At 60.7% G+C, this 20,725-nt stretch carries 15 protein-coding genes and 1 pseudogene; 7 read left to right on the top strand and 9 right to left on the bottom strand.

Annotated features, from left to right (window positions below):
• Window positions 1–208: 208 nt before the first annotated feature.
• Genes PspR76_RS15160 through PspR76_RS15150 form a run of 3 tightly spaced genes read left to right on the top strand, consistent with a single transcriptional unit; the run spans window position 209 to window position 3,189 of the window.
• Window positions 209–1,558 (top strand): sensor histidine kinase, encoded by a 1,350-nt coding sequence (locus PspR76_RS15160; protein WP_159956458.1) that lies wholly within the window; start codon window positions 209–211, stop codon window positions 1,556–1,558.
• A complete protein-coding gene (locus PspR76_RS15155; protein ID WP_159956456.1) occupies window positions 1,543–1,926 on the top strand; it encodes a response regulator in 384 nt (127 codons plus the stop codon). Before PspR76_RS15160 ends, PspR76_RS15155 begins: the two co-directional genes overlap by 16 nt.
• A 9-nt stretch (window positions 1,927–1,935) precedes the next feature.
• Window positions 1,936–3,189 carry an EAL domain-containing response regulator gene (locus PspR76_RS15150; RefSeq protein WP_159956454.1) on the top strand — a complete coding sequence of 418 codons (1,254 nt, stop codon included), beginning with the start codon at window positions 1,936–1,938 and terminating at the stop codon, window positions 3,187–3,189.
• 790 nt (window positions 3,190–3,979) lie between these two features.
• Here the strand turns inward: PspR76_RS15150 and PspR76_RS15145 are convergent.
• Complete coding sequence (locus PspR76_RS15145; protein WP_159956452.1) at window positions 3,980–4,978, bottom strand: succinylglutamate desuccinylase/aspartoacylase domain-containing protein; 999 nt, start codon at window positions 4,976–4,978, stop codon at window positions 3,980–3,982.
• Window positions 4,979–5,068: 90 nt separating this feature from the next.
• Here PspR76_RS15145 and PspR76_RS31280 point away from each other — a divergent pair.
• Window positions 5,069–5,608 (top strand): annotated as a pseudogene (locus tag PspR76_RS31280) (TetR/AcrR family transcriptional regulator); the annotation flags it as partial.
• Here the strand turns inward: PspR76_RS31280 and PspR76_RS15135 are convergent.
• The 7 genes from PspR76_RS15135 to PspR76_RS15105 all read right to left on the bottom strand — a co-directional run bounded on the left by PspR76_RS15135 (window position 5,564) and on the right by PspR76_RS15105 (window position 12,971).
• Window positions 5,564–6,562 (bottom strand): DMT family transporter, encoded by a 999-nt coding sequence (locus PspR76_RS15135; RefSeq protein ID WP_159956448.1) that lies wholly within the window; start codon window positions 6,560–6,562, stop codon window positions 5,564–5,566. The pseudogene PspR76_RS31280 and the gene PspR76_RS15135 sit on opposite strands and share 45 nt — an antisense overlap.
• Window positions 6,559–7,257: an ABC transporter permease gene (locus PspR76_RS15130; protein ID WP_159956445.1), complete on the bottom strand. Its 699-nt coding sequence runs from the start codon at window positions 7,255–7,257 to the stop codon at window positions 6,559–6,561. The genes PspR76_RS15135 and PspR76_RS15130 overlap by 4 nt, the downstream gene beginning before the upstream one ends.
• Before the next feature lie 6 nt (window positions 7,258–7,263).
• Complete coding sequence (locus tag PspR76_RS15125) at window positions 7,264–7,968, bottom strand: ABC transporter permease (RefSeq protein ID WP_159956443.1); 705 nt, start codon at window positions 7,966–7,968, stop codon at window positions 7,264–7,266.
• A gap of 1 nt (window position 7,969) precedes the next feature.
• Window positions 7,970–8,809: a transporter substrate-binding domain-containing protein gene (locus PspR76_RS15120; RefSeq protein WP_159956441.1), complete on the bottom strand. Its 840-nt coding sequence runs from the start codon at window positions 8,807–8,809 to the stop codon at window positions 7,970–7,972.
• Window positions 8,810–8,848: 39 nt separating this feature from the next.
• Window positions 8,849–10,843: an aminotransferase class I/II-fold pyridoxal phosphate-dependent enzyme gene (locus PspR76_RS31480; protein ID WP_159956439.1), complete on the bottom strand. Its 1,995-nt coding sequence runs from the start codon at window positions 10,841–10,843 to the stop codon at window positions 8,849–8,851.
• Between the two features lie 330 nt (window positions 10,844–11,173).
• The gene (locus PspR76_RS15110) at window positions 11,174–11,926 is read right to left on the bottom strand and encodes a CDP-diacylglycerol diphosphatase (protein WP_159956437.1); all 753 of its coding nucleotides are present in this window, start codon (window positions 11,924–11,926) and stop codon (window positions 11,174–11,176) included.
• Between the two features lie 61 nt (window positions 11,927–11,987).
• On the bottom strand, window positions 11,988–12,971 hold the full coding sequence (locus tag PspR76_RS15105) for an aldo/keto reductase (protein ID WP_159956436.1): 984 nt from the start codon (window positions 12,969–12,971) through the stop codon (window positions 11,988–11,990).
• A gap of 113 nt (window positions 12,972–13,084) precedes the next feature.
• Between PspR76_RS15105 and PspR76_RS15100 the strand changes: the two genes are divergently transcribed.
• The 3 genes from PspR76_RS15100 to PspR76_RS15090 all read left to right on the top strand — a co-directional run bounded on the left by PspR76_RS15100 (window position 13,085) and on the right by PspR76_RS15090 (window position 20,590).
• Entirely contained in the window at window positions 13,085–14,011 is a 927-nt protein-coding gene (locus PspR76_RS15100; RefSeq protein ID WP_159956435.1) for a LysR family transcriptional regulator, read from the top strand.
• Between the two features lie 157 nt (window positions 14,012–14,168).
• Entirely contained in the window at window positions 14,169–19,166 is a 4,998-nt protein-coding gene (locus PspR76_RS15095; protein ID WP_174245628.1) for a glycosyltransferase, read from the top strand.
• Between the two features lie 71 nt (window positions 19,167–19,237).
• Window positions 19,238–20,590 carry a cation:proton antiporter gene (locus PspR76_RS15090; protein WP_159956434.1) on the top strand — a complete coding sequence of 451 codons (1,353 nt, stop codon included), beginning with the start codon at window positions 19,238–19,240 and terminating at the stop codon, window positions 20,588–20,590.
• Here the strand turns inward: PspR76_RS15090 and PspR76_RS31440 are convergent.
• Window positions 20,581–20,715 (bottom strand): hypothetical protein, encoded by a 135-nt coding sequence (locus PspR76_RS31440; protein ID WP_256347291.1) that lies wholly within the window; start codon window positions 20,713–20,715, stop codon window positions 20,581–20,583. The two genes, PspR76_RS15090 and PspR76_RS31440, sit on opposite strands and share 10 nt — an antisense overlap.
• Window positions 20,716–20,725: the final 10 nt, after the last annotated feature.

The raw sequence follows: 20,725 nt of genomic DNA, 5'->3' as shown, positions 1-20,725 counted from the left end.
ACAAAACCAGATCATCCGTAGCGTGGCGCTCTGAGCATTACGATAGCGTCACTCGTTTGAGTGTATTCGTACAGCGCTGAGCGCAGCATCTGCTATTGTCCAAAGACCTCATCTCCTCCTCATCGCCTTTGCGCGATCTTCTGTGAGCATGCTCTGCGCCATCGGCTTTCGATGATGGCGGGCCTGAAGTTCCCGGAACGCCACCGCGATGGATAAAAGCCCCACCGACCGACCACTCGAACCGCAATCGCGGGCCGAAAAAATCGTCGAATTCAAACGTCAGAAAACCCTGCTCAAGACCGGCGCCCTGCAAGACGCGATCTTCAACAGCGCGTATTTTTCCAGCATCGCCACCGACGAAAAAGGCGTGATCCAAATCTTCAATGTCGGCGCCGAACGCATGCTCGGCTACGCCGCCGACGACGTGCTGAACCGCATTACCCCCGCCGACATTTCCGACCCCGCCGAGCTGATTACCCGCGCCGCCGCCCTTAGCCTGGAGCTGGACACGCCGATCAACCCAGGCTTCGAAGCCCTGGTGTTCAAGGCCTCGCGCGGCATCGAAGATATTTACGAGCTGACCTATATCCGCAAGGACGGCAGTCGCCTGTCAGCGATGGTCTCGGTCACGGCCTTGCGCAACCGCCACGACACGATCATCGGCTACCTGCTGATCGGCACCGACAACACTGCGCGCAAACAGGAAGAAGCCGAGCGCAAAGGCTTCGAACGCGCGCTGGAAGAAAAGAACCTGGAGCTGGAACACGCCAACCACATGAAGTCCGAGTTCCTCGCCACCATGTCCCACGAACTGCGCACGCCGCTGAACGCGGTGATTGGCTTTTCCGAGGCCTTGAAGGATGGCTTGGTCGGCGACATGAGCGAGGTGCAGCGCGAATACATCGGCGACATCTTCACCAGCGGCCAGCACCTGCTGTCACTGATCAACGACATTCTTGACCTGTCCAAGGTCGAGGCCGGGATGATGGACCTGGAGTTGGAGCCCGTGGAACTGGCGGGCTTGCTCGCCAACAGTTTATTGATCGTGCGCGAAAAAGCCGCCCTGCAACGCATCCAGTTGAAGCTGGAATGCGAGGCCGATTTCGGCACCCTGGAACTGGACCTGCGCAAGACCAAGCAGATCGTCTACAACCTGCTGGCCAATGCGGTGAAGTTCAGCGAACACGGCAGCAGCGTGACCCTGGCAGTGCGCGAAGTGAGCCGCGCGCAGGTCGGGCAGATCCCCGGCGATTGGGCGACCCACGGCTTCGCCCTGCAGCCCGGCACCCACGCGCAGTTCCTGGAATTGAGTGTCAGCGACACCGGCATTGGCATCGCCGAGGAGGACATGAGCAAGCTGTTCAAGGCCTTCAGCCAGATCGACAGCAGCCTGGCGCGTAAATTCGAAGGCACAGGCCTGGGCCTGGCGATGGTCAAGCAACTGACCGACCTGCATGGCGGCAGCGTCGCCGTGGCCAGCCGCGCAGGCCTGGGCACGCGTTTTGTGGTGTGGCTGCCCCTGCACCGTGCGCCGGAGGCTGTATGGCCGAAATCCTGATCGTCGAAGACAACGAGGCAAACATGCGCCTGGCGCGCTTGTTGCTGCTCAATGCCGGTCACACCGTGTTATGGGCGGCGGATGCGGAAACTGGCCTGACCCTGGCGCGGGAAAAACAACCGGCACTGATCCTGATGGACATTCAGCTACCGGGCATGGACGGCCTCGCCGCCACGTCGCTGCTCAAGCAAGACCCAAATACCGCGCACATTCCGGTGATCGCCCTGACCGCCATGGCCATGAAGGAAGACCGCGAGAAGACCCGGCTGGCCGGTTGCGACGCCTACATCATCAAGCCGCTGCGTTACAAGGAGCTGTACCAGGTCATCGACACCTTGCTGCAACCACACACCAACCCTCTTCTATGAGTCCTCTCCATGGCCAGCCAACCCGCAACGCTGTTGATCGTTGATGACGAACCCCAGGTTCGCAAGCTATTGGAAACCCTGCTGCAACACCAGGGCTACCAGACCCTGAGTGCGAGCAGCGGTGAAGAAGCGCTGCAGCTCGTGGCGCAACAGCCACCTGACCTGATCCTGCTGGACATCATGATGCCGGGCATGGACGGCTATGAAGTCGCCAGCCAGCTGAAGGGCGACGAAACCACCGCCAGCATCCCGATCATCATGCTCTCGGCCCTCAGTGAGCCGAGCGCGCGGGTCAGCGGGCTGGAAACCGGCGCCGAGGAGTTCATCAGCAAACCGGTGGAGCGTGCCGAGTTGTGGTTGCGCGTGCGCAACCTGCTGCGTCTCAAGGCGCGTGGCGATCAGTTGAAAACCCACAACCTGGTGCTGGAGCAGCAACTGCGACGGGAAACGGGCGCGCCGGCCGGCATGAGCGTGCATGACCTGGCGCGCCAGGACCTGGAAAATGCCTTGCGCCAAGCAGTGGAACTCAATGAATTCACGGTGCATTACCAACCCAAGGTCGAACTTGCCGGCGGGCAGATATGCGCCCTTGAAGCCCTGCTGCGCTGGGAGCGCCCCGGCTACGGCGCGGTGTCGCCGGCGGTGTTCGTACCGGTGCTGGAAAGCCTGGGGTTGATCGTGCCGGTCGGGCGCTGGGTGATCGACACCGTTTGCCAGCAGATTGCCGAGTGGCAACGCGGCCTGATTGGCGCCGTCGAGGTGTCCGTCAACGTTTCCGGCCATCAATTGATCGAGGGCGACCTGATTGCCGACATCGAACGCATCCTGATAGAAACCGGCGTCGCACCGCATTGGCTGGAGGTCGAGCTGACGGAAGGCTCGCTGATGGAAAACACCCAGCACACCATCGCCAGCCTGCAACGCTTGCGCAACCTGGGCGTGAAGATCTCCATTGATGACTTCGGCACTGGCTATTCAAGCCTGGCGTACCTGCGCCGGTTCCCCATCGATACGCTGAAGATCGACATCGCGTTTATCCGCGAAGTCACCACCAACCCGCAAGACGCGGCAATCACCCGCACCATCATTGAACTGGCCCATAGCCTGAGCCTGCAAGTGGTTGCCGAAGGCGTGGAAACCCAGGCGCAGCTGGCGTTTTTGAAGGACGCCGGCTGCGATCAGATTCAGGGGTATTTGTTCAGCCGGCCGCTGCCGGCAGCCACCCTTGAGCGCCTGTTACTGGAACGCCTGCCCAGGCTGTGAAACGGCCTCGCGCAAACAGTCGATCAGCCCGTGGTGGGTAGCACTCAAGCGCTCGACGCCGCTGATCAGGGCGAGTTCCGACGGCGGCACTGGCGGCAGCTGGGTGCAGATTCGGTGGCTGGCCTGCGATAGCGGTGGGTCAGCTGACTCATGTATGGCCTGACACACCGCCTTCGCGGGCAAGCCCGCTCCCACAGTTGACTGGGTTACAGACTGGAAAAATGCGGTCGAAGGTGGGAGCTGGCTGACCTGTGATAGCGGTGGGTCAGCTGACTCATGTATGGCCTGATACTCCGCCTTCGCGGGCAAGCCCGCTCCCACAGTTGACTGGGTTACAGCCTGGAAAAATGCGGTCGAAGGTGGGAGCTGGCTTGCCTGCGATAGCGGTGGGTCAGCTGACTCATGTATGGCCTGATACGCCGCCTTCGCGGGCAAGCCCGCTCCCACAGTTGACTGGGTTACAGCCTGAATAAATGCGGTTGAATGTGGGAGCTGGCTTGCCTGCGATAGCGGTGGGTCAGCTGACTCATGTATGGCCTGATACACCGCCTTCGCGGGCAAGCCCGCTCCCACAGTTGACTGGGTTACAGCCTGGAAAAATGCGGTCGAAGGTGGGAGCTGGCTTGCCTGCGATAGCGGTGGGTCAGCTGACTCATGTATGGCCTGATGCGCCGCCTTCGCGGGCAAGCCCGCTCCCACAGTTGAATGGGTTACAGCCTGAATAAATGCGGTCGAAGGTGGGAGCTGGCTTGCCTGCTCCCACAGTTGGATGGGGGGTACATAGACAATGTTATGGGTCCAACACCCCGCCGCTGTAGCTGTCGGACAGGCGCGTGCCGGTAAACTTGGCCACCACCGAACCCTGGGCCACCAGGCGTTCGCGGTGGCGGGTGACCATGCGGCCGGTTTGTGCAGCGTGCAAAATCACTTCTGAGGTGGGGTCACCAGGCCTTGCGATAATCCGGGCAAAACGCTGGCCCTCCTCCACCTGATCGCCCAGGCCTTGTTCAAACACCAGCACACCCGCGCAGGGTGCGAGGATGGTTTCCATGCAGCCCATGTCCACCACGTCGCCCTGCCATTCGTTGATGGCCGCCACTTCATCAATCACGCCGTTGATGCACAGCCAGGCCCATAAACCATCGGCGTCCTGCTGCGCCAGCGCGTCGCTGACATCCGCCTGGCCGCGCAATTCGATCGTCGCCGCCAGCTGTGGTGCGCCGTGGTTGATGATGGTTTCTTCAAAAGAACCGTCACCGCCGTCATCCCAGACGATCACCACCTCCACCTGCAACGCCGCCGCCAGGGCCAGGCCTGGTTCCGGCCAGAAGCTGCGGTGGATATAGAGGTAAGGCAGGGCCTCGTCGTCGGTGTGCAGGTCGAGCACCAGGTCGGCGTCGGCCGCCAGTTGCACCAGGCTTTTTTGCCACTGCGCCAGGTTGCTTGCCGGGCGTTCCATCGCCAGGGAATGATCGAAGGCACGGTTGAAGTTCTGCCCGGTGGCTTCGTGGAAACGCCCCAACAACTTGCCCTGGCGAAATTGGCCGATACCGAAGGGATTCGCCTGGGGCACGACGGTCACGGTGCCCTTGAGAAGGCCCTGATCCTGACAAGCCTGCAAGCGCGGCAGCAACTGGTGCAGCACCAGCATCCCGGCGATTTCATCGGCGTGCACGCCCGCTTGCAGGTGAACCGTTGGCCCGCTGCCGTCGCCTTCGAAGCGCCAGGCGCCGATGTGCAGCCGGTTGCCGGCGTCGCCTGCTACCTGCCACGAAAGGTCTTTTGCCATGCCTTGCCCTCCTCTCACCATTTAATTGCTAGAGATTGAACACACGTTCAACTAACCTTGGCGCTCTGGTCTTTCATCAAAGGCATTCCCATGAGCATCGACCCTCCCAAACTGCGCCGTGCCGACCCCGATGAACGCCGGGACCTGCTGGTTGCCGCCACCCTCACCTGCCTTTCCCGCGACGGCCATGCCGGGATTTCCGTGCGCAAGATCGCGGCTGAAGCCGGTGTTTCCGTGGGCTTGCTCAACCACCACTTCGGCAGCATCGATGCACTGATCGCCGAGACCTACCACAAGCTGGCCAGTGAATTGACCCGCGCGCTATGGGCGCAAGTCGAGTTGGCCGAAGGCGCCGCCGCACGCCTGGATGCGTTTCTCAGCGCCTCGTTTTCGCCGCGCGTCATGGACCCCGACCTGCTCGGGGTGTGGGTGGTGTTCTGGAGCCTGATCCGCCATTCGCCCCACGTAAACCAGTCCCACGAAAACAGCTACCGCGCCTACCTGGCGCTGATCCAGCAACTGCTCGACGACCTCGCTCGCAGCGAAAAACTGGTGATCCACGACAGCCACCTGGCGGCCATCGGCCTATCGGCGATGCTTGACGGGCTCTGGCTCGAGGGGTGCCTCAACCCCGGCACCTTCAGCCCGGCCAACGGCTTGCACATCTGCCGCTGCTGGGTACAAGGGTTGCGTCACGGCGCATTCGGCGCCGACCACGTCTTGTGACTCGGGGTGGCGCGCGCTGAGCATCGCCAAGGTGCCGCTGACGGCGATCAGCACCGCGCCGATGATCAGCGACACATCCATCGAGGTGCCCCAGATCAGGCTCGACAACAGAAACGCCCAGATCAAACCGGTGTATTCGAACGGCGCAAGCAAGGTCGCCGTGGCCCGACGGAAACTGGCAAACAACAGGAATTGCCCGATACCGCCCACCAACCCGGCGGCCAACATGCCCAGCCACGCGGGTGTCGGCGCCGGGGTGTGAGTCCAGGGCAACGTCACGGCCATGCAGATCACAAACACAACATTGGTGATCAGCATCTGTTCCAGCACCGAGGTGGTCGGGTCGACCTGGCGCAACTGGATGTAGGTGAACGCCCAGCACAATGCGGCGGCCAGGGTCAGGGCGATGGGCAGCGGGTCGACCATATTGCTGGGGCGACAGGCGATCACCACGCCGACAAAGCCGATGATCAACGAAACCCATTGGCCCCGGCTGGCGCGCTCCTTGAGAATCAGCGCCGCCAGCAGCGTGACCATGATCGGCGCGGAGAAATACAGCGTGGTCATTTCTGCCAGGGTCAGGTCCTTGGCGGCGGTGTAATACAGCAACCACGCCAGCAACGACAGCAACCCGCGAATGATCAGCAGCTTGCGGCTGACCGAGGTCCAGGCCCGGCGCAGCAGGCCCATGCGCCCGGCGATCACACACGCGCCGACCACCACCAGGCTGCGCCAGAACAGAATGCTGAACACCGAATAATCGGCCACCAGCCACTTGATCACAGCGTCTTGCAACGCCAGGAACGCATAGGCCAGCGAGCACAGGGCAATCCCTTGCAACGCGCGGTTCTGGTTCATCCCACTGACCTGCGCAGCGGCGTGCCACGCCGTTCGGCGATGGCGTAGACGCCTTCGATCAGGAAGGTCAGGCACAGGTAGACACCGGCCACCAGCAGCAAGGGTTGATAGATCTGCAAGGTCTGCGCGCGTACCACGTTGGCCGCGCCCAGCAGGTCGACCACGGCGATTGTCGAGGCCAGCGCGGTGGATTTGAGCAGCATCACCGTCTCCCCCGCCAACGTCGGCAACAGCAGGCGCATCGCCCGGGGCAGGCGCACGCGCAGCAACGCCTGGCGCGCGGTCATGCCGAACGCGGACGCGGCTTCCATTTCGCCCTTGGGCACCGCCAGCAGGCCACCGCGAATCACTTCGCCCACATAGGCGCCCACCGACAGCACCAGGGCAAACACGATGTACCAGTAACCGTCGCGCAAAAACGGCCAGAGGAAGCTGCCGCGCAGCATCGGGAACTGGGCAAATAAACTGCCCAGCCCGTAGTAGAAAATGTAGATCTGGATCAGCAGCGGCGTGCCGCGCAGCACGCTGGTGTAGGCCAGCGCACTGCGCGCCAGCCATTTGCGCCGCGACAACCGCGCCAAGGCCACCAGCACCGCCAAGGCAAAGCCCAGCACCGCCGAGATCGCCAGCAGCGACAAGGTGGTTTGCAGGCCCTTGGCGATCAACCCTGCGTAATAGCTTATCCACTCAGGCATGGCGGCTCACTCGACAACCGGCATCCAGCGACGAATACGTCGCTCCAGGCGCCCGGACAGGTAGTTGGAAGCCAGCGTCACCAGGTAATACAAGGCAGCGGCCGTGAGGTAGAACAGCAGGTATTGGCGGGTAGAACCCGCCGCCTGCTTGGCGGTGTACAGCAGTTCATTGGTGCCGACCACGCTGATCAAGGCGCTGTCCTTGATCAGGTTGATCCACAGGTTGGACATGCCGGCCAAAGCATAGGGCGCCATGATCGGCAAGGTCACCCGGCGAAACAGGCCAAACCCGCTCAAGCCAAATGCGCGCGCCGCTTCGATTTGACCGTGGGGAATCGCCAGGATCGCCGCGCGGAAGATCTCCGACGCATAGGCGCCCTGCACCAGCCCCAACACCAGGATCGCCACCAGCGGACCGCTGATGTTCACCTGCTCGAACCCCAGCCACAGCATCAGCACATTGAGGCCCATGGAGCCTGCGTAGTACAGCAGCAGGATCAACAGCAGTTCCGGCACCGCGCGAAACACCGTGGTGTAGCCGCGCATCAGCAGTGCAATCGGGCGCGGCGCGCTGAGCTTGGCGCAGGCCACCACCAGGCCGATCAGCAAACCCACCGCGAACGAGCCCGCGGAAATTTGCAGGGTCATCCATAACCCTTTGAGCAGCGCGTTGCCCCATCCTTGGTCGCCGAAGCTGAGAAGGTCGAGCATGTTATTCGGTCTTCTGCGCGATTGGCGGGTACGGGCTGTCGCAGATTTTGCTCACATACGCCGGGGTGTCAGCGCGTTTGCACGGGCTCACCGACAGGCCGAAGTAGTGCTGGGACAAATCGTCAAAATCCTTGCTCACCAGCAGTTCGCCGATGGCCTTGTCGAGACGCGCCTTGAGCGCGGTGTCTTCCTTGCGCAGGCCGGCGCCGACACCACGGCCGATGATCGGGTCGTAGGGTACGCTGGCGATATGCGCCAGGCCGCTGGCTTCCGGGGTCTTGACCATCATGGCGATAGCGGTGTCGTCGGCCATCATGTAGTCGATACGCCCGGCAATCAGGTCGGCATTGGCCGATTCCTGGGTGTCGTAGTACTTAAGGTCGGCGATGTTTTCGTAGTACTTCTTCAGGTAATTGGCGCTGACCGTGGAGATCTGCACGCCGATCAACTTGCCCTTGAGGCCTTCAGGCGTGATATCCACCGTCGCGCCCTTGGGGCCTGCCACGCCCAGCAGCGAATCGTAGTAGGCACGGCTGAAGGCGATCTGTTTTTCACGTTCATCGGTGACTGACATCGAGGAGAAAATCACGTCGATCTTCTTCGCCAGCAGCGACGGAATAATGCCGTCCCACGCCACTTCCTTGATCTGACATTCAGCTTTCATGCCTTCACACAGCTTGTGAATCAGGTCCACTTCAAAGCCGGACCACTGGCCGTTGCCGCCCTTCACGGTAAACGGTGGATAGGGTTCCGCCGCCACTGCAAACACGATGGGTTTTTCTGCCGCCTGAGTAATACCTGCGGCCACCATCAACACTGCACTGCCCAACCACGTTGCCATGCGTCTGCATTTCATGATTTGCCCCGTCTTTTTTTGGTGTTAGCGCGTTTGATGGGCGTTGACGAATTGTCGGCAACGCTCACTGCGTGGGTCGATAAACACCGAGTCCGGCGTGCCGGTTTCCTCGATCATGCCTTGGTGCAGAAAAGCCACTTTGGAAGACACATCCCGGGCGAAGGCCATTTCATGGGTGACCAGGATCATGGTGCGGCCTTCTTCGGCCAGCGAGCGGATAACGCGCAGCACCTCGCCGACCAGTTCCGGGTCGAGGGCTGAGGTGGGTTCGTCGAACAGCATGACTTTGGGGCGCATGGCCAAGGCGCGGGCAATTGCCACGCGTTGTTGCTGGCCTCCGGAGAGAAACGCCGGGTATTCGTTGCGCTTGGCGGCAAGACCCACGCGGTCGAGCAAGGCTTCGGCGCGCTCGATGGCCTCGGCGCGGCTTTCACCGAGTACCTGGGTGGGCGCTTCGATGAGGTTTTCCAGCACGGTGCGGTGCGGCCACAGGTTGAAGTTCTGGAACACCATGCCCAGGGTCGAGCGGATGCGCACCAGTTGCTTGGCATCGGCCACCAGCGGCGCGCCGGGGATGGCGTAGTTCAGTTTGATGCTTTCCCCATCGACATGAATGCTGCCCTGGTCGGGCACTTCGAGCATGTTGATGCAGCGCAGCAAGGTGCTTTTGCCCGAGCCGCTGGCGCCGATCAGCGAGATTACCTCGCCTTCGTGGGCGGTCAGCGAAATGCCCTTGAGCACCTCGATATTGCCGAAACGCTTATGCAGGTCGACGACTTCAATCATCTTCCTGGCTTCGACCGGCTGCAGCACCTCGACCTTTGCCGCCACCGCTACACGCGGTTCACCGGCCAGCTTGGCGACGAACCGGCTGATGCGTTGACAGGCCTCGGCCAGGCGGTCTTCGCCCAGAGTGAAGGACAAGCGCACAAAACCTTGCGCCGGTTCACCAAACGCGGCGGCGTCTAGCACCGACACGCCGGCCTCGCGGAACAGTCGCCAGGCGAAGTCCAACGAACCCAAACCGGTGCCGCGCACATCCACCAGCACAAACATGCCCGCTTGCGGCGCCTGCACCTTGATCCCCGGGCAGGCGCTGAGACCCGCCACCACCAGGTCGCGGCGGCGGCGATAGATGTCGCGCATGCCCACCGTCACTTGGTCATGGGCCAGCACTGCCGCCGTAGCGGCTTCCATGACAAAACCGGGCAAGCCATAGAGCATGCTCAGCACCAGCGTTTCGGCGTGCGCGACCATCTGCGGCGCGGCAATAATCCAGCCGATGCGCCAGCCGGTCATGGCATGGGATTTGGACAAGCTGCCGATCACGATGCAGCGCTCGGCCATGCCCGGCAGCGCGGCGAGGCTGTAATACTGGCCGTCGAACACCAGGCTTTCGTACACCTCATCGACCACCACCCACAGGTCATGGGCGATGGCCAGGTCGGCAATGGCTTGCAGCTCTTGCGGGTTGAGGACGACGCCGGTGGGGTTGTTCGGGTTGGAGAAGAAAATCGCCCGGGTCCGGGGTGTGATCGCGGCAGCGAGCAGTTGCGCGTCGAGGCGAAAGCCCGACTGCGGCGAACACGGCACGCGTACCAGCGTCGCGCCACTGGCCTTGAGCGTGGCTTCATAAGTGACGTACATCGGGTCGAGCACCAGCACTTCATCACCGGCTTGCAGCAGGCACAGGGAACTGATGAACAAGGCGTTCTGCGCACCGGGCACGATGATCACGTTGTCGGCGCTCAACGGCCGCGACAGGGTGTTGCTGTAGCGCGCGGCGACAGCATCGCGCAATGTCGGGCGGCCGGGGATTTCGGTGTAGTGGGTGTCACCGTCGCGCAGTGCACTGACGGCGGCATCGGTGATAAAGGACGGCGTGGCGAAATCCGGGTCACCGACGCTGAGGATGATGATGTCTTCGCCCTGGCTTGCGGCCTGGAACGCCGCGTGGTGGATGTCCCAGGCGGCTACGCCCTGCCCTGCAATTCGTTCAACGAAGGGGGAAAACCGCATGCCAGAGCCTCTCGTTCAAGAAGAAAAAGCGCGAACCGATGTGCGTGCACATGGGTGGATGCGGTCAACATAGTGCAAACTGAACAGTCGTTCAATGGGTAGGTTTGGGTGGTGTCGTTTATCGTCCAAATAGGTCGTGAATAACCGTTGGCTGTGTCAGCTCGATCCTACAGTGGGAGCTGGCTTGCCTGCGATAGCGGTGGGTCAGAAGCTGATGAGCGAGCTGGCAGACCGTAATCGCAGGCAAGCCAGCTCCCACAGAGGTCTGCACCGGCGAGCAGGAACAGGGAAGCCAACACAGTCAAGCGCATGGAGAAAGGTCCGAAAAGGTTAGAGCGAGTTCATCAATTCACAGCGATAGTCTTGCAGCTCACCGGCCGAGCCCCGGTTCAGCTCAGTGACGGCCAGGTGCGTGACCAGCAGCACCAGGCTGCCATCGGCGCGGGGCGTCATCAGCAAGCTGTAATGGCTCATGGCATCGCCTTGGGCATCCACGTATTCACGCAACACCGCCAATGGGTCGAGTACATCGGCGTCCGCCGCCGACAGCGTGCGGGCACTGTAGGTGTGGCCCATCAGGCGAGTCGGCAAGGCACGCCACTGTGCGTCGAGGTTGCTGGCTTGGTTGAGCACTGAGAAGACATCCGGGCGCAGGCAGGCAATATGCACATGCAGCTGGTTCTGAGAGCGGCCGAAACGCGAGTTGATCGCCACCGAGACGAACTGATCGGGAATCGGCTTTGCCAGGCCATCGGATAACACATTGCGATGGCGCCAGGCCTGGGCAACGTAATGCGGCAGCAACTGGCGGCCAAGGGCGGGGTCTTCAATGTCGGTGATTTTGTCGACCGGAATCAGCAGGTCATGCAACGGGCCGTTGCGGTCTTTGAACAGCGTGTAGCCACGGTCCAGGTCCACCGCCAGGCACGGGCTGGGGCTTTGCCGCTGTTGCTGATGGGGCACACATTGCTGGCTGACAATGTGCCACAGCGCATCGGGGTTACCGCGCCATTGCCAGGCGCCGATTAGCGCAATCACACAGAGCAAACCACCAGCGATCTTGAATACGGAACCGCGTTTCATGCAAAACCTCAACGTACGGGGATGTCATTTATTGTTGTCGCTAACATCCATGTCGCTAGGGCTAACGTTTGGGTGGGGCCATAAATTCCGGGCCGATTGGATCTTTTATCGTGCTGGCCAGAATACGGTCGATATGGGTCAGGTCATCGGCACTCAACTTCCAGCCGAACGCCTCTTCATAACCGCGCAATTGCTCCGGCCGACGTGCGCCCCACAGCGCAATCGTCGGGCCTTGATCGAGCACCCAGCGCAGCGCCAACGCCAGCACCGACTTGCCGTGGCATTCGCGGGCATAGATATCCAGTGCCGCGACGGCGGCGAGGTATTGCTCAAATCGCGGCGCTTTGAATTTCGGGTCGAGCCCGCGCACGTCATCACCGGCAAAGCGCGTGGCCGAATGCATGCTGCCGGTCAGCAACCCACGGCACAGCGGGCCGTAGGCCAACACCACCAGGGAATGCTGCTTGGCATACGGCAGGATGTTGCTGTCGATGGCGCGCTCAAACAGGTTGTACGGCGGCTGCACCGTGGCCAAGGCGGTGTGACGGCTGAAGTCATCCATTTGCGCGCAGGAATAATTGCTCACGCCCACGGCGAGGATTTTGCCCTCGCGGCGCAGGCGCTCAAGCGTGTCGGCGGTTTCCTCCTGGGCCACCAACGGGTCGGGCCAGTGCACTTGGTACAAGTCGATGTAGTCGGTTTCCAGACGCTGTAATGAATCTTCGACCTCTTTGCGAATACGCTGGGCCGTGGCATTGCGCCGAGGGGTGCCGTCGTCCCATTGCAGGCCGGCTTTGGTCGCGATCACCGCGCTATGGCGCACGCCGCGCAGCGCCTTGCCGATCAACTCTTCGGACAGGCCAAAGCCATACACTGGCGCGGTGTCGATCAGGTTGATACCGCTTAACAACGCTTGGCGGAGGGTCCGGGTCGATTGCTCGTTATCCGCGCCACCCCACAGGTGCCCGCCCATGGACCAAGTGCCGAGGGCAATCCGCGAGATCGGCTTATCAATCCCGGCTATGCGGAGGGTCTCGATACTCATGAAAAATTCCTTGTGCGCGCAACAATACGTAGAAAAGCAATTACTCTAGATCATCCGAGGTTGAATAGGGCTCAACGCCCCGTGCAACCGAACTCCTATAAAAGAGGCTTGAAATGGCTGCGTTAAATCGTTCCGAATTGGCCGATCTGAATGTGTTCATGGCGATCATTCGCCGCCGCAATTTTCGCCATGCTGCTCACGAATTGGGGGTGACCACCTCGGCGTTGAGCCACACCATGCGCAACCTGGAAACCCGTCTCGGCGTGAAGCTGCTGTACCGCACCAGCCGCGCCGTCGAGCCCACCGACGCGGGCACGCTGCTCGCAGAAAAACTCAGCCTGGGCTTTGCGACGATCCAGGACGGCCTCGACACGCTTGAGCTGTACCGCGAAGCGCCAATCGGCCGCTTGCGCCTGAACGTGCCACGGGATGCCGCGGTGCTGCTGTTGGCACCGATCCTCGGTGATTTCGCCAACGCTTACCCGCAATTGCGCCTGGACTTGATCGTCGAAGACCACCTGATCGACATCATTGCCGAGGGCTACGACGCCGGCATCCGCTATGGCGCGACCGTGCCCCAGGACATGGTCGCGGTGCCGCTGACTGGCGCGTTGCGCTGGATCATGGTCGCGTCCCCCACCTACCTCGCCCGGCGCGGCACGCCGCAGGCACCCAAGGACCTGCTGCAACACGCGTGCATCCGCATGTACCTGGGCGACAAGACCACCTACAAATGGGAACTGGGCAACGGCCCGCGCCAGCAACGCATCGACGTGCCCGGCAACTTCAGCGCGGCCGACACCGAGACCATCGTCCATGCCGCGCTGCAAGGCGTGGGCATTGCTTACTGCCTGTCCAACCGCGTGCAGCAGGAACTGGCGGATGGCCGCCTGGTGGAAGTGCTGGCCGACTGGGCCTGCATCGGCGAGCCACTGTGCATGTACTACCCGAGTCGGCGCCAGTCACAGCCGGGGCTGCGTCAGTTGATGGACATGATTCGGATGAAAACCATCGGTTCGCAGTTAATCGAAACACATTAAACCGTAGCCCGAAGGCTGTCCTGGCCGGGGTGACACATGGATTAACGACTTAATCCGACGGTTGCTGGAATTAATCCGACGCTGTTGCGAAGTAAGGAAAAAACGCTGCTCGCCGACCCGGCGAGTCAGTATCCCCAAACGCCAAGGGACAGTCCTTATGAGCCGTGTTTCCAATCCGATTGCCGCGCGCCCTCAATTCGCTCCACCGCCACCTCCCCCTCCGCTGCTGTCCAGGCAAAAGCGTGATGATGCCTCCGCCCCGCAGCCCGAGGTCACGACGCGTGCAGGCGGGGACAATGAATTGGCAATGCAATACGTGATCGCCTTGAGCCTGGCCGGCAATCGCATGAAAGTCGACGATTTCGACTACATTCCGCCCCACTCCACATTCGGCCAATGGTGGAAGCAGTTGCATGATGCCTTCCAATCACCCGAGGTTCAGCAGTGGATTCGTGCCACGGGTATCGACACCTCCACGATAAAACTCGATCCGAAATCAGGTCAGCTCTCCTACTCCCTTGAGCGCACGCTTGACCCCCAGCGCACGTTGCACACGGTTGGCCAGGACGACAGCCAGTGGGCCGCCATCAGCGGGCCGATCCTGCAGGCTGCGCGCGTCATCGGCACGGAGTTCCGGTTTGCACCTCCGGTCAACAGCACGAACGTTCCCGTGCCCTGGTGGATCGTTGGGCATTTTTATCAGGAGCCACAAAACCTGACCCTGGCCGGAATGCACCGGCGGGCCGACGAGATCAGCTCGCAGCAAAACTTCAAACCCCTCGACCCAACCCGCTTTGCGGATTTGATCAAGTCGCGCAGTGAAGATGCCCTCCAGGACCAGCAAGCCGTTCTGGGCGACATTCGCAACCGATACCGGGCAGGCGAAGCGCTGCAGCGCCTGGCGACAGCCTTGAGCAATGGCAGCAAGGACGTGGGGCAAATCCAGGCCGAACTGCAAAAAACCGTACCGCTGTCCGCCGACGGCACCTACTTCCCAACGGGCGCCGGCGAATCAAACGAAGTCAGCCTCACGCAATTGTTGGAGGATCATGGCTGGGACATCCCCACCACCTACGAACAGGTGGTGAACCTGGCAGATGCCCTGACCACCGCGCCGCCCAAGGCTGCCACCCATGGCGACCTGGGCGGCGCGCTGAGCTGGCCCGTGCCGCTCGACCAGAAAAGCCAGGAACAACTGAGAGAGGCTATACGCGCGGGTGAACTCGGCGGCATCCCGTTGACGCCGTTTAACAACGTGCTGGACTACCTGCTCAATGGCAGGCCAATCACCACGCAGGAACACAGTAATCCACGCCTGTTGATCGACACCCTGCTCAGTTCGCCCCGGGGCATTGAACTGGGTAAAGCCCTTGAGGCCACCTTCGCGGCGCGCTCGGTTAAAGGCAGCGCCACCGACTGGCTGCTGGCCGCCTTGAACGTGGGCAGCACCGGCCGCACCGGCGAAGCAACGGCGATTGAGGGCTATCAACTGGTTTCGGTTGCCAACCACAACAAGCACCCGTCGGCGGTCGTCGAGGAGCTGGCGGCTCATCTGGTGTCCAACGGCACAGCCCGTTCCGTGGACACCGCGCGGGTACACGCCCACCTCATGCTCGCCAGCCGCGCCCCGCAATTCCTGGTCAAGGACATTCCCAAGGAAGTGGGGGTGGGCACCCACAGCTGGGTCAGCTTCACCACGGCGGTCGCTCGCATAGAGGCGAAAGCGCCGGGTGCGACCGCCGCAATGAGCTACGCGCAAATCATGCTCGCCGCCAGCACTGCACCGATCTCAGAGGACGAACGCCAGGTTGAGTATGCCGCCCAGAACCAGGCGATCAAGGAATGGGCGGCGCCAAATGGCATGGCTTATCCGACCACCGATACCGCCCTGGCCGAGGTGCGCAAGGAATTCGATGCGCAGCTGCGTGTGCTGAGCGCCGCCGCCGCGACGCCGGACATCAAGATGCCGATGACCGACGCCATCGCCACCGAATTCATGAAACAAGCCTTACCGGGCGTGGACCCCAAGCTGTTCGATAAAAAGTGCATCAGGTCAAAGCCCTCCAACCGCCACTTTCCCGGACCTTATTCGCTAAAGGATCTGTTTCGCGATGGCCGGGCACTGGTGGGGTCGCCACCCGACTCGAACACTGATTGGGGCATAGGCCGTGGTTTTTTCAAATTCTTTACGGGAGGCGGTATCAGCATTGCGGCTGACGGGACACCGGCGGTGTGGGTCTCATCATCGGCTGATGTCAAAGTCAACGAGATGCTGCCCAAACTCAAAGACCTGCCCAGACCGGAGGAGCAATTTGATGCGGACTTTGCGAAATACGAAGACGCCATCAAAAAGACCACGTCAGCGGCGTTCAAATACGGGATTTCCAAACTGCCGCTGGAAGACCAGCAGAATCTGCAGTACGGCAAAATAACCGTGCGCAGGGAAATCGACTACGACAGGCCTGACTTGCCTCAGCGTACTGAAAACGGCGTGCTGCTGTTCGAGACCAAACGCTACATCAACGGCAAGTTGAGCGTCATGACGTATGCCTACGATCGACTGAGGGGCACCTTCACGCGGCGGCCGGACAAAACGTATGAGGAAAGAGTGCCAAGCGAGGGTTGGTACCCGGCCAAAGGTAAAAAATACGACCTGATAACTCCCGCAGGCCAACACCCACCCGGGATCACCGACGAACGCCCAGGTGCTCAGGGTGCGCCCAATAGCTTCTCCAGTGACCGAACCCAATACCTTATCGATGCCGTCATCGAGGACATGGACCTGCCTGCGGTACGCCAATACGCCAAGGGTGCAACAACCTTCGAGACTGAAGTCCCGACCTACAAGATCGTAGGCGAAATTGCGCTGAACCTGATCCCGCTCAGGTCAGCCATTATCAACTTCAAAGAAGGCAAGATTACCGAAGGCATTGTCGACCTGGCCTTTGATGTCTTCGGCTTTGTGGTCGGGCTCGGCGCCGCCGCCAAGGCCGCAAAAGCCCTGTCTGCCGGTGCGTCCGCGCTCTCCAGGGCCGCCCAGGCGGTCAAGATCATCGGCCGGGCGGCGGTGGGCGCACTTAACCCCGTTGGCGGTATTGATGATTTGGCGCGGGGTGTTTTCCAGGCCGGGGGCTATGTGGTCAATAAAGCCTATAAGGGTGTCAAACAACTACGCGCCGCCTATTCGGGGGTCAATCTGCTTGAGTTGGCAAAAAAAGGCGACGTGGCGCAGGGAACAATCAAAGCGGCCAATGGTACGGGCAGCCGTAAAGTCCTGGCCCAACGCGACGAGGCGACCGGTCAGTGGTACGACTTTAATCCACGCACCAAAAGATCCACCGGCAACCCGATGACGAACTTCGTCCCCGATGCGCCCGTGACTACAAACGCCAACAGTTTGCACGCCATCGCCAGTGATGATGTCGTGAAAACTGCCAGCCAGCGATACGGCCTGGCGGCAACGGGCAGGTTCAAGGTCGGGCAGGAAACTGTCGAGGGGCCTGCCGTGATGTATCAAGGTAATTGGCATCAATACGATCCCTTGAAGAACCGCGCCTTTGGCCCACCGTTGCTCGATTTCACCCCAACCCGCGTTGCGGTCAATGGCGAAGTCATTACCCTGGACCCCCATCTAACAGGCTATGAAGCCAAATACATCGCCTCGGACGCGTTATCGACTCAGGGCACACAGGGCAACGTGTACGTGGGAGCGAGTAAAAAGGAATATGTAAAGGTCGATGGGCTGCTGTATGAATCCAGGTTGAAAGACGGCCAGCGCGTCATCCTCCACCCCAAAGGCGCGGGCCCCGATATACCTGTCAAGGATCTGGGCGTATCCGGGTGGGTGCCGGCGGCAAGAGCCGACCGGTTGCTGGGGGGCGCGGGCAGCGCGCCGGGACGCTGGGATTTGGGGCATGGCAGGTTTGCGGTGCCGATAGATGATATTCACGAAACGAAAAATTCAGCGACGCCCTTTTCGCTTACGTATGAGGGCCTCAATCATAAGGTCACCTTCGACAGCACAGCCGGCGCGTGGACGGAAACCCAATTTGTCTACGGTACCGATAAGGTACAGACTCACTTTTATTATTGGAGAACGGGGAAAGGCCAGTGGCAACGCGGAACGTTTGATGAGTTTTCAAACGCCAAGAAACTGGAATCGAAACTCTACAAGCTGGTTAATATTTCGACGCCACTGGTTTTAGGTATTCCGAAAGACTTAAAACCTGTGCCAACCAAACTGCACTATTTCTGGGCGGGCAAGGAAATCCCTCAGAACTTGATCGACACGATGGCCCACAACGCCCGCCAAACACCGGGTTACACCTCAATTCTGCATGTTGACGCCGACAGCCCGATTATTTTTCAACAGATCAAGGCCAAACTGCAAAGCGAGGTGCCTGGCATCACCCTCGTGAATCTGCGCGAGGACAAGGCTTTCGAACCGGTATTGAATAGCGAGCTGTACCAGTATTACCGGCAAGGGCAAGGAAAAAACCTGTCGGCTGCTTCGGACGTGGCACGTTATCCGATCATGTATAAAGATGGCGGTACGTATCTCGACACCGATGATGTCATTCAAAACACCATCACTGCCGATCCGATGTTGGCAGGCGCGAACGATATACTGCTTGGTAGGCCGACTACACATTGGGCCACTGACAATAATACCTTTTATAACACCAGCCATTTTGCAACACGACCGGGTAATCCTGTGCTGCTCGACATCATCGAAGGGCAAAAGAAACGGTTTGAGGCAAATAAGAAGTACTTCGAGGCCAATCGAGAGTATGCAACTGTAGGGGCTGATGGTGAAGTTACCACTTCTGCAGCATTCAGGGTTTATGAGACGAAAATATTCGATACCGTGGGGCCCAATGTGTTTAACGACGTTCTCAAGTCGAAAAGACCCGACATGTACGAGGCGGGTTTTGATGGGGGTTACAAGAAAGTCAAGTACGTAGGAAAAGAAGTCGTGGGAGTAGGCCCGGTTGCCGACATAGCACCAGAGATACTTGAGGGGTACAGAAGAAATGGCATTACGCCTCCCGATCGCCTGGCTAACCGAATACAGCAGATGAAAGAGCATTACTGGCCGCTCAAGTACCGGTTCGACATCAAGGTGGGCTCCGAGAATTCCTGGCGCTTTACCTGATCGAAGTACATTGAACCACCACTCGGCCGTCGTCCTCCAACCTGGATAGACCACGGCCGAGTGCAAGTACGATGACATTTATTCTATGGTTGGCGGTCTTGGGCGCTGTACTGCTCACGCTCGCCCTCACCTCTTCCTACCTGCGCTGGATGCCGGTGACCACTTCGGCGGTGTGCCTGTTGCTGGGCGTGGCCATTGGCCCGCTGGGCGTGGACCTGTTGCACCTGGATATCAAAGGCTCCGCGCGCTGGATGGAGCACCTGACTGAAGTCGCGGTGCTGTTTTCGCTGTTCGTCAGCGGTTTGAAATTGCGCTTGCCGCTGCGTCATCGCACCTGGCGCATTGCCTATGGCATGGCGGGACCGGTGATGCTGCTGACCATCCTTGGCGTCTGCCTGGCATTGCATTACCTGTTTTCGTTGTCGTGGGGTGTGTCGCTGTTGGTCGGCGCCATTCTTGCGCCGACCGACCCGGTGCTGGCCGGGCTGGTGCAGGTCAACAATGCACAGGACTATGACGCGCTGCGCTTTGGCTTGTCCGGCGAAGCCGGTTTGAACGATGGCACTGCGTTTCCCTTTGTGATTTTTGCCCTGCTGTTCATGCAACACGGCGGGTTCGACGGCGACTGGTTCGGTGGCTGGGTGTTGAAAAACCTGCTGTGGGCGGTGCCGGTCGGGCTGTTGACCGGCTACTGGATGGCCCGCGGCATTGGCCGTGTGACGCTGTGGATGCGTATCACCAACGAAGACAGCACCTTGTCGCCCAATGACTACCTCACCCTGGCCTTGATTGCCCTGGCCTACGTGGTGGCGGAAGCGCTGGGCGGTTATGGCTTTCTGTCGGTATTCGCCGCCGGGCTGGGCCTGCGCCAGGCCGAATTCAAATCCACCGGCAATTCGAAGACACCGTCGGAGCACTTGGCGCTGCCAGTGGTCGGCCATCTGGAAGTGGAGCCTGCGCGCGCCCTGCAAGGTGATGTGAGCGAGCTGGCCGATACGCAAATCGCCGCCGGGGTGATGATGGGCGACATGCTCTCATTCGGCAGTTTGGTGGAGCGTTCGATGGAGGTCTTTCTGGTCACCGTGCTGGGCATTGTGCAGGCCAGCCATTGGGATTGGCGAGCCGTGCCCGTGGCGGCGCTGCTGTTTTGCGTGATTCGCCCCTTCAGCGTCCTTGCAATGCCGTGGGGCCGCCTGATCGACTACCGCCAGCGCGGCTTGATCGGCTGGTTCGGCATTCGCGGCATCGGCAGCATCTACTACCTGTTCTACGCGCTCAACCACGGGCTGATCGGCACCAGCAGCGCGGTCGCGGTCGACCTGACTGTGTCAGTGATCGCCTTGAGCATCGTCGTTCATGGCCTCAGCACCCAGCCGATGCTGGTGTGGTATGAACGACGTGCCAAGGTGAACGCTCAGTCCTGATTTTCGGTATGGCCAACATCTGCCGCGTCATCCAAGTCGTTCAGCGGCACTTCTGCATCATCCATCAATGAGCCTGGGTCTTCGTTGCCCGGGTCATTGAGTTCGTCGTCGTCTTCTTCTGACATGACTGTCTCC

The sequence above is a fragment of the Pseudomonas sp. R76 genome (assembly GCF_009834565.1).
In the GTDB taxonomy this organism is placed as follows: domain Bacteria; phylum Pseudomonadota; class Gammaproteobacteria; order Pseudomonadales; family Pseudomonadaceae; genus Aquipseudomonas.
The sequence above is the reverse complement of the archived record's forward strand: the minus strand, read 5'-3'. Positions and strand labels throughout refer to the sequence as shown.

Bases quoted from the DNA above. Each gene is read 5' to 3' on its own strand.
- PspR76_RS15160 (WP_159956458.1), top strand. From the start codon at position 209: ATGGATAAAAGCCCCACCGACCGACCACTCGAACCGCAATCGCGGGCC.
- PspR76_RS15155 (WP_159956456.1), top strand. From the start codon at position 1,543: ATGGCCGAAATCCTGATCGTCGAAGACAACGAGGCAAACATGCGCCTG.
- PspR76_RS15150 (WP_159956454.1), top strand. From the start codon at position 1,936: ATGGCCAGCCAACCCGCAACGCTGTTGATCGTTGATGACGAACCCCAG.
- PspR76_RS15145 (WP_159956452.1), bottom strand. From the start codon at position 4,978: ATGGCAAAAGACCTTTCGTGGCAGGTAGCAGGCGACGCCGGCAACCGG.
- PspR76_RS15135 (WP_159956448.1), bottom strand. From the start codon at position 6,562: ATGAACCAGAACCGCGCGTTGCAAGGGATTGCCCTGTGCTCGCTGGCC.
- PspR76_RS15130 (WP_159956445.1), bottom strand. From the start codon at position 7,257: ATGCCTGAGTGGATAAGCTATTACGCAGGGTTGATCGCCAAGGGCCTG.
- PspR76_RS15125 (WP_159956443.1), bottom strand. From the start codon at position 7,968: ATGCTCGACCTTCTCAGCTTCGGCGACCAAGGATGGGGCAACGCGCTG.
- PspR76_RS15120 (WP_159956441.1), bottom strand. From the start codon at position 8,809: ATGGCAACGTGGTTGGGCAGTGCAGTGTTGATGGTGGCCGCAGGTATT.
- PspR76_RS31480 (WP_159956439.1), bottom strand. From the start codon at position 10,843: ATGCGGTTTTCCCCCTTCGTTGAACGAATTGCAGGGCAGGGCGTAGCC.
- PspR76_RS15110 (WP_159956437.1), bottom strand. From the start codon at position 11,926: ATGAAACGCGGTTCCGTATTCAAGATCGCTGGTGGTTTGCTCTGTGTG.
- PspR76_RS15105 (WP_159956436.1), bottom strand. From the start codon at position 12,971: ATGAGTATCGAGACCCTCCGCATAGCCGGGATTGATAAGCCGATCTCG.
- PspR76_RS15100 (WP_159956435.1), top strand. From the start codon at position 13,085: ATGGCTGCGTTAAATCGTTCCGAATTGGCCGATCTGAATGTGTTCATG.
- PspR76_RS15095 (WP_174245628.1), top strand. From the start codon at position 14,169: ATGAGCCGTGTTTCCAATCCGATTGCCGCGCGCCCTCAATTCGCTCCA.
- PspR76_RS15090 (WP_159956434.1), top strand. From the start codon at position 19,238: ATGACATTTATTCTATGGTTGGCGGTCTTGGGCGCTGTACTGCTCACG.
- PspR76_RS31440 (WP_256347291.1), bottom strand. From the start codon at position 20,715: ATGTCAGAAGAAGACGACGACGAACTCAATGACCCGGGCAACGAAGAC.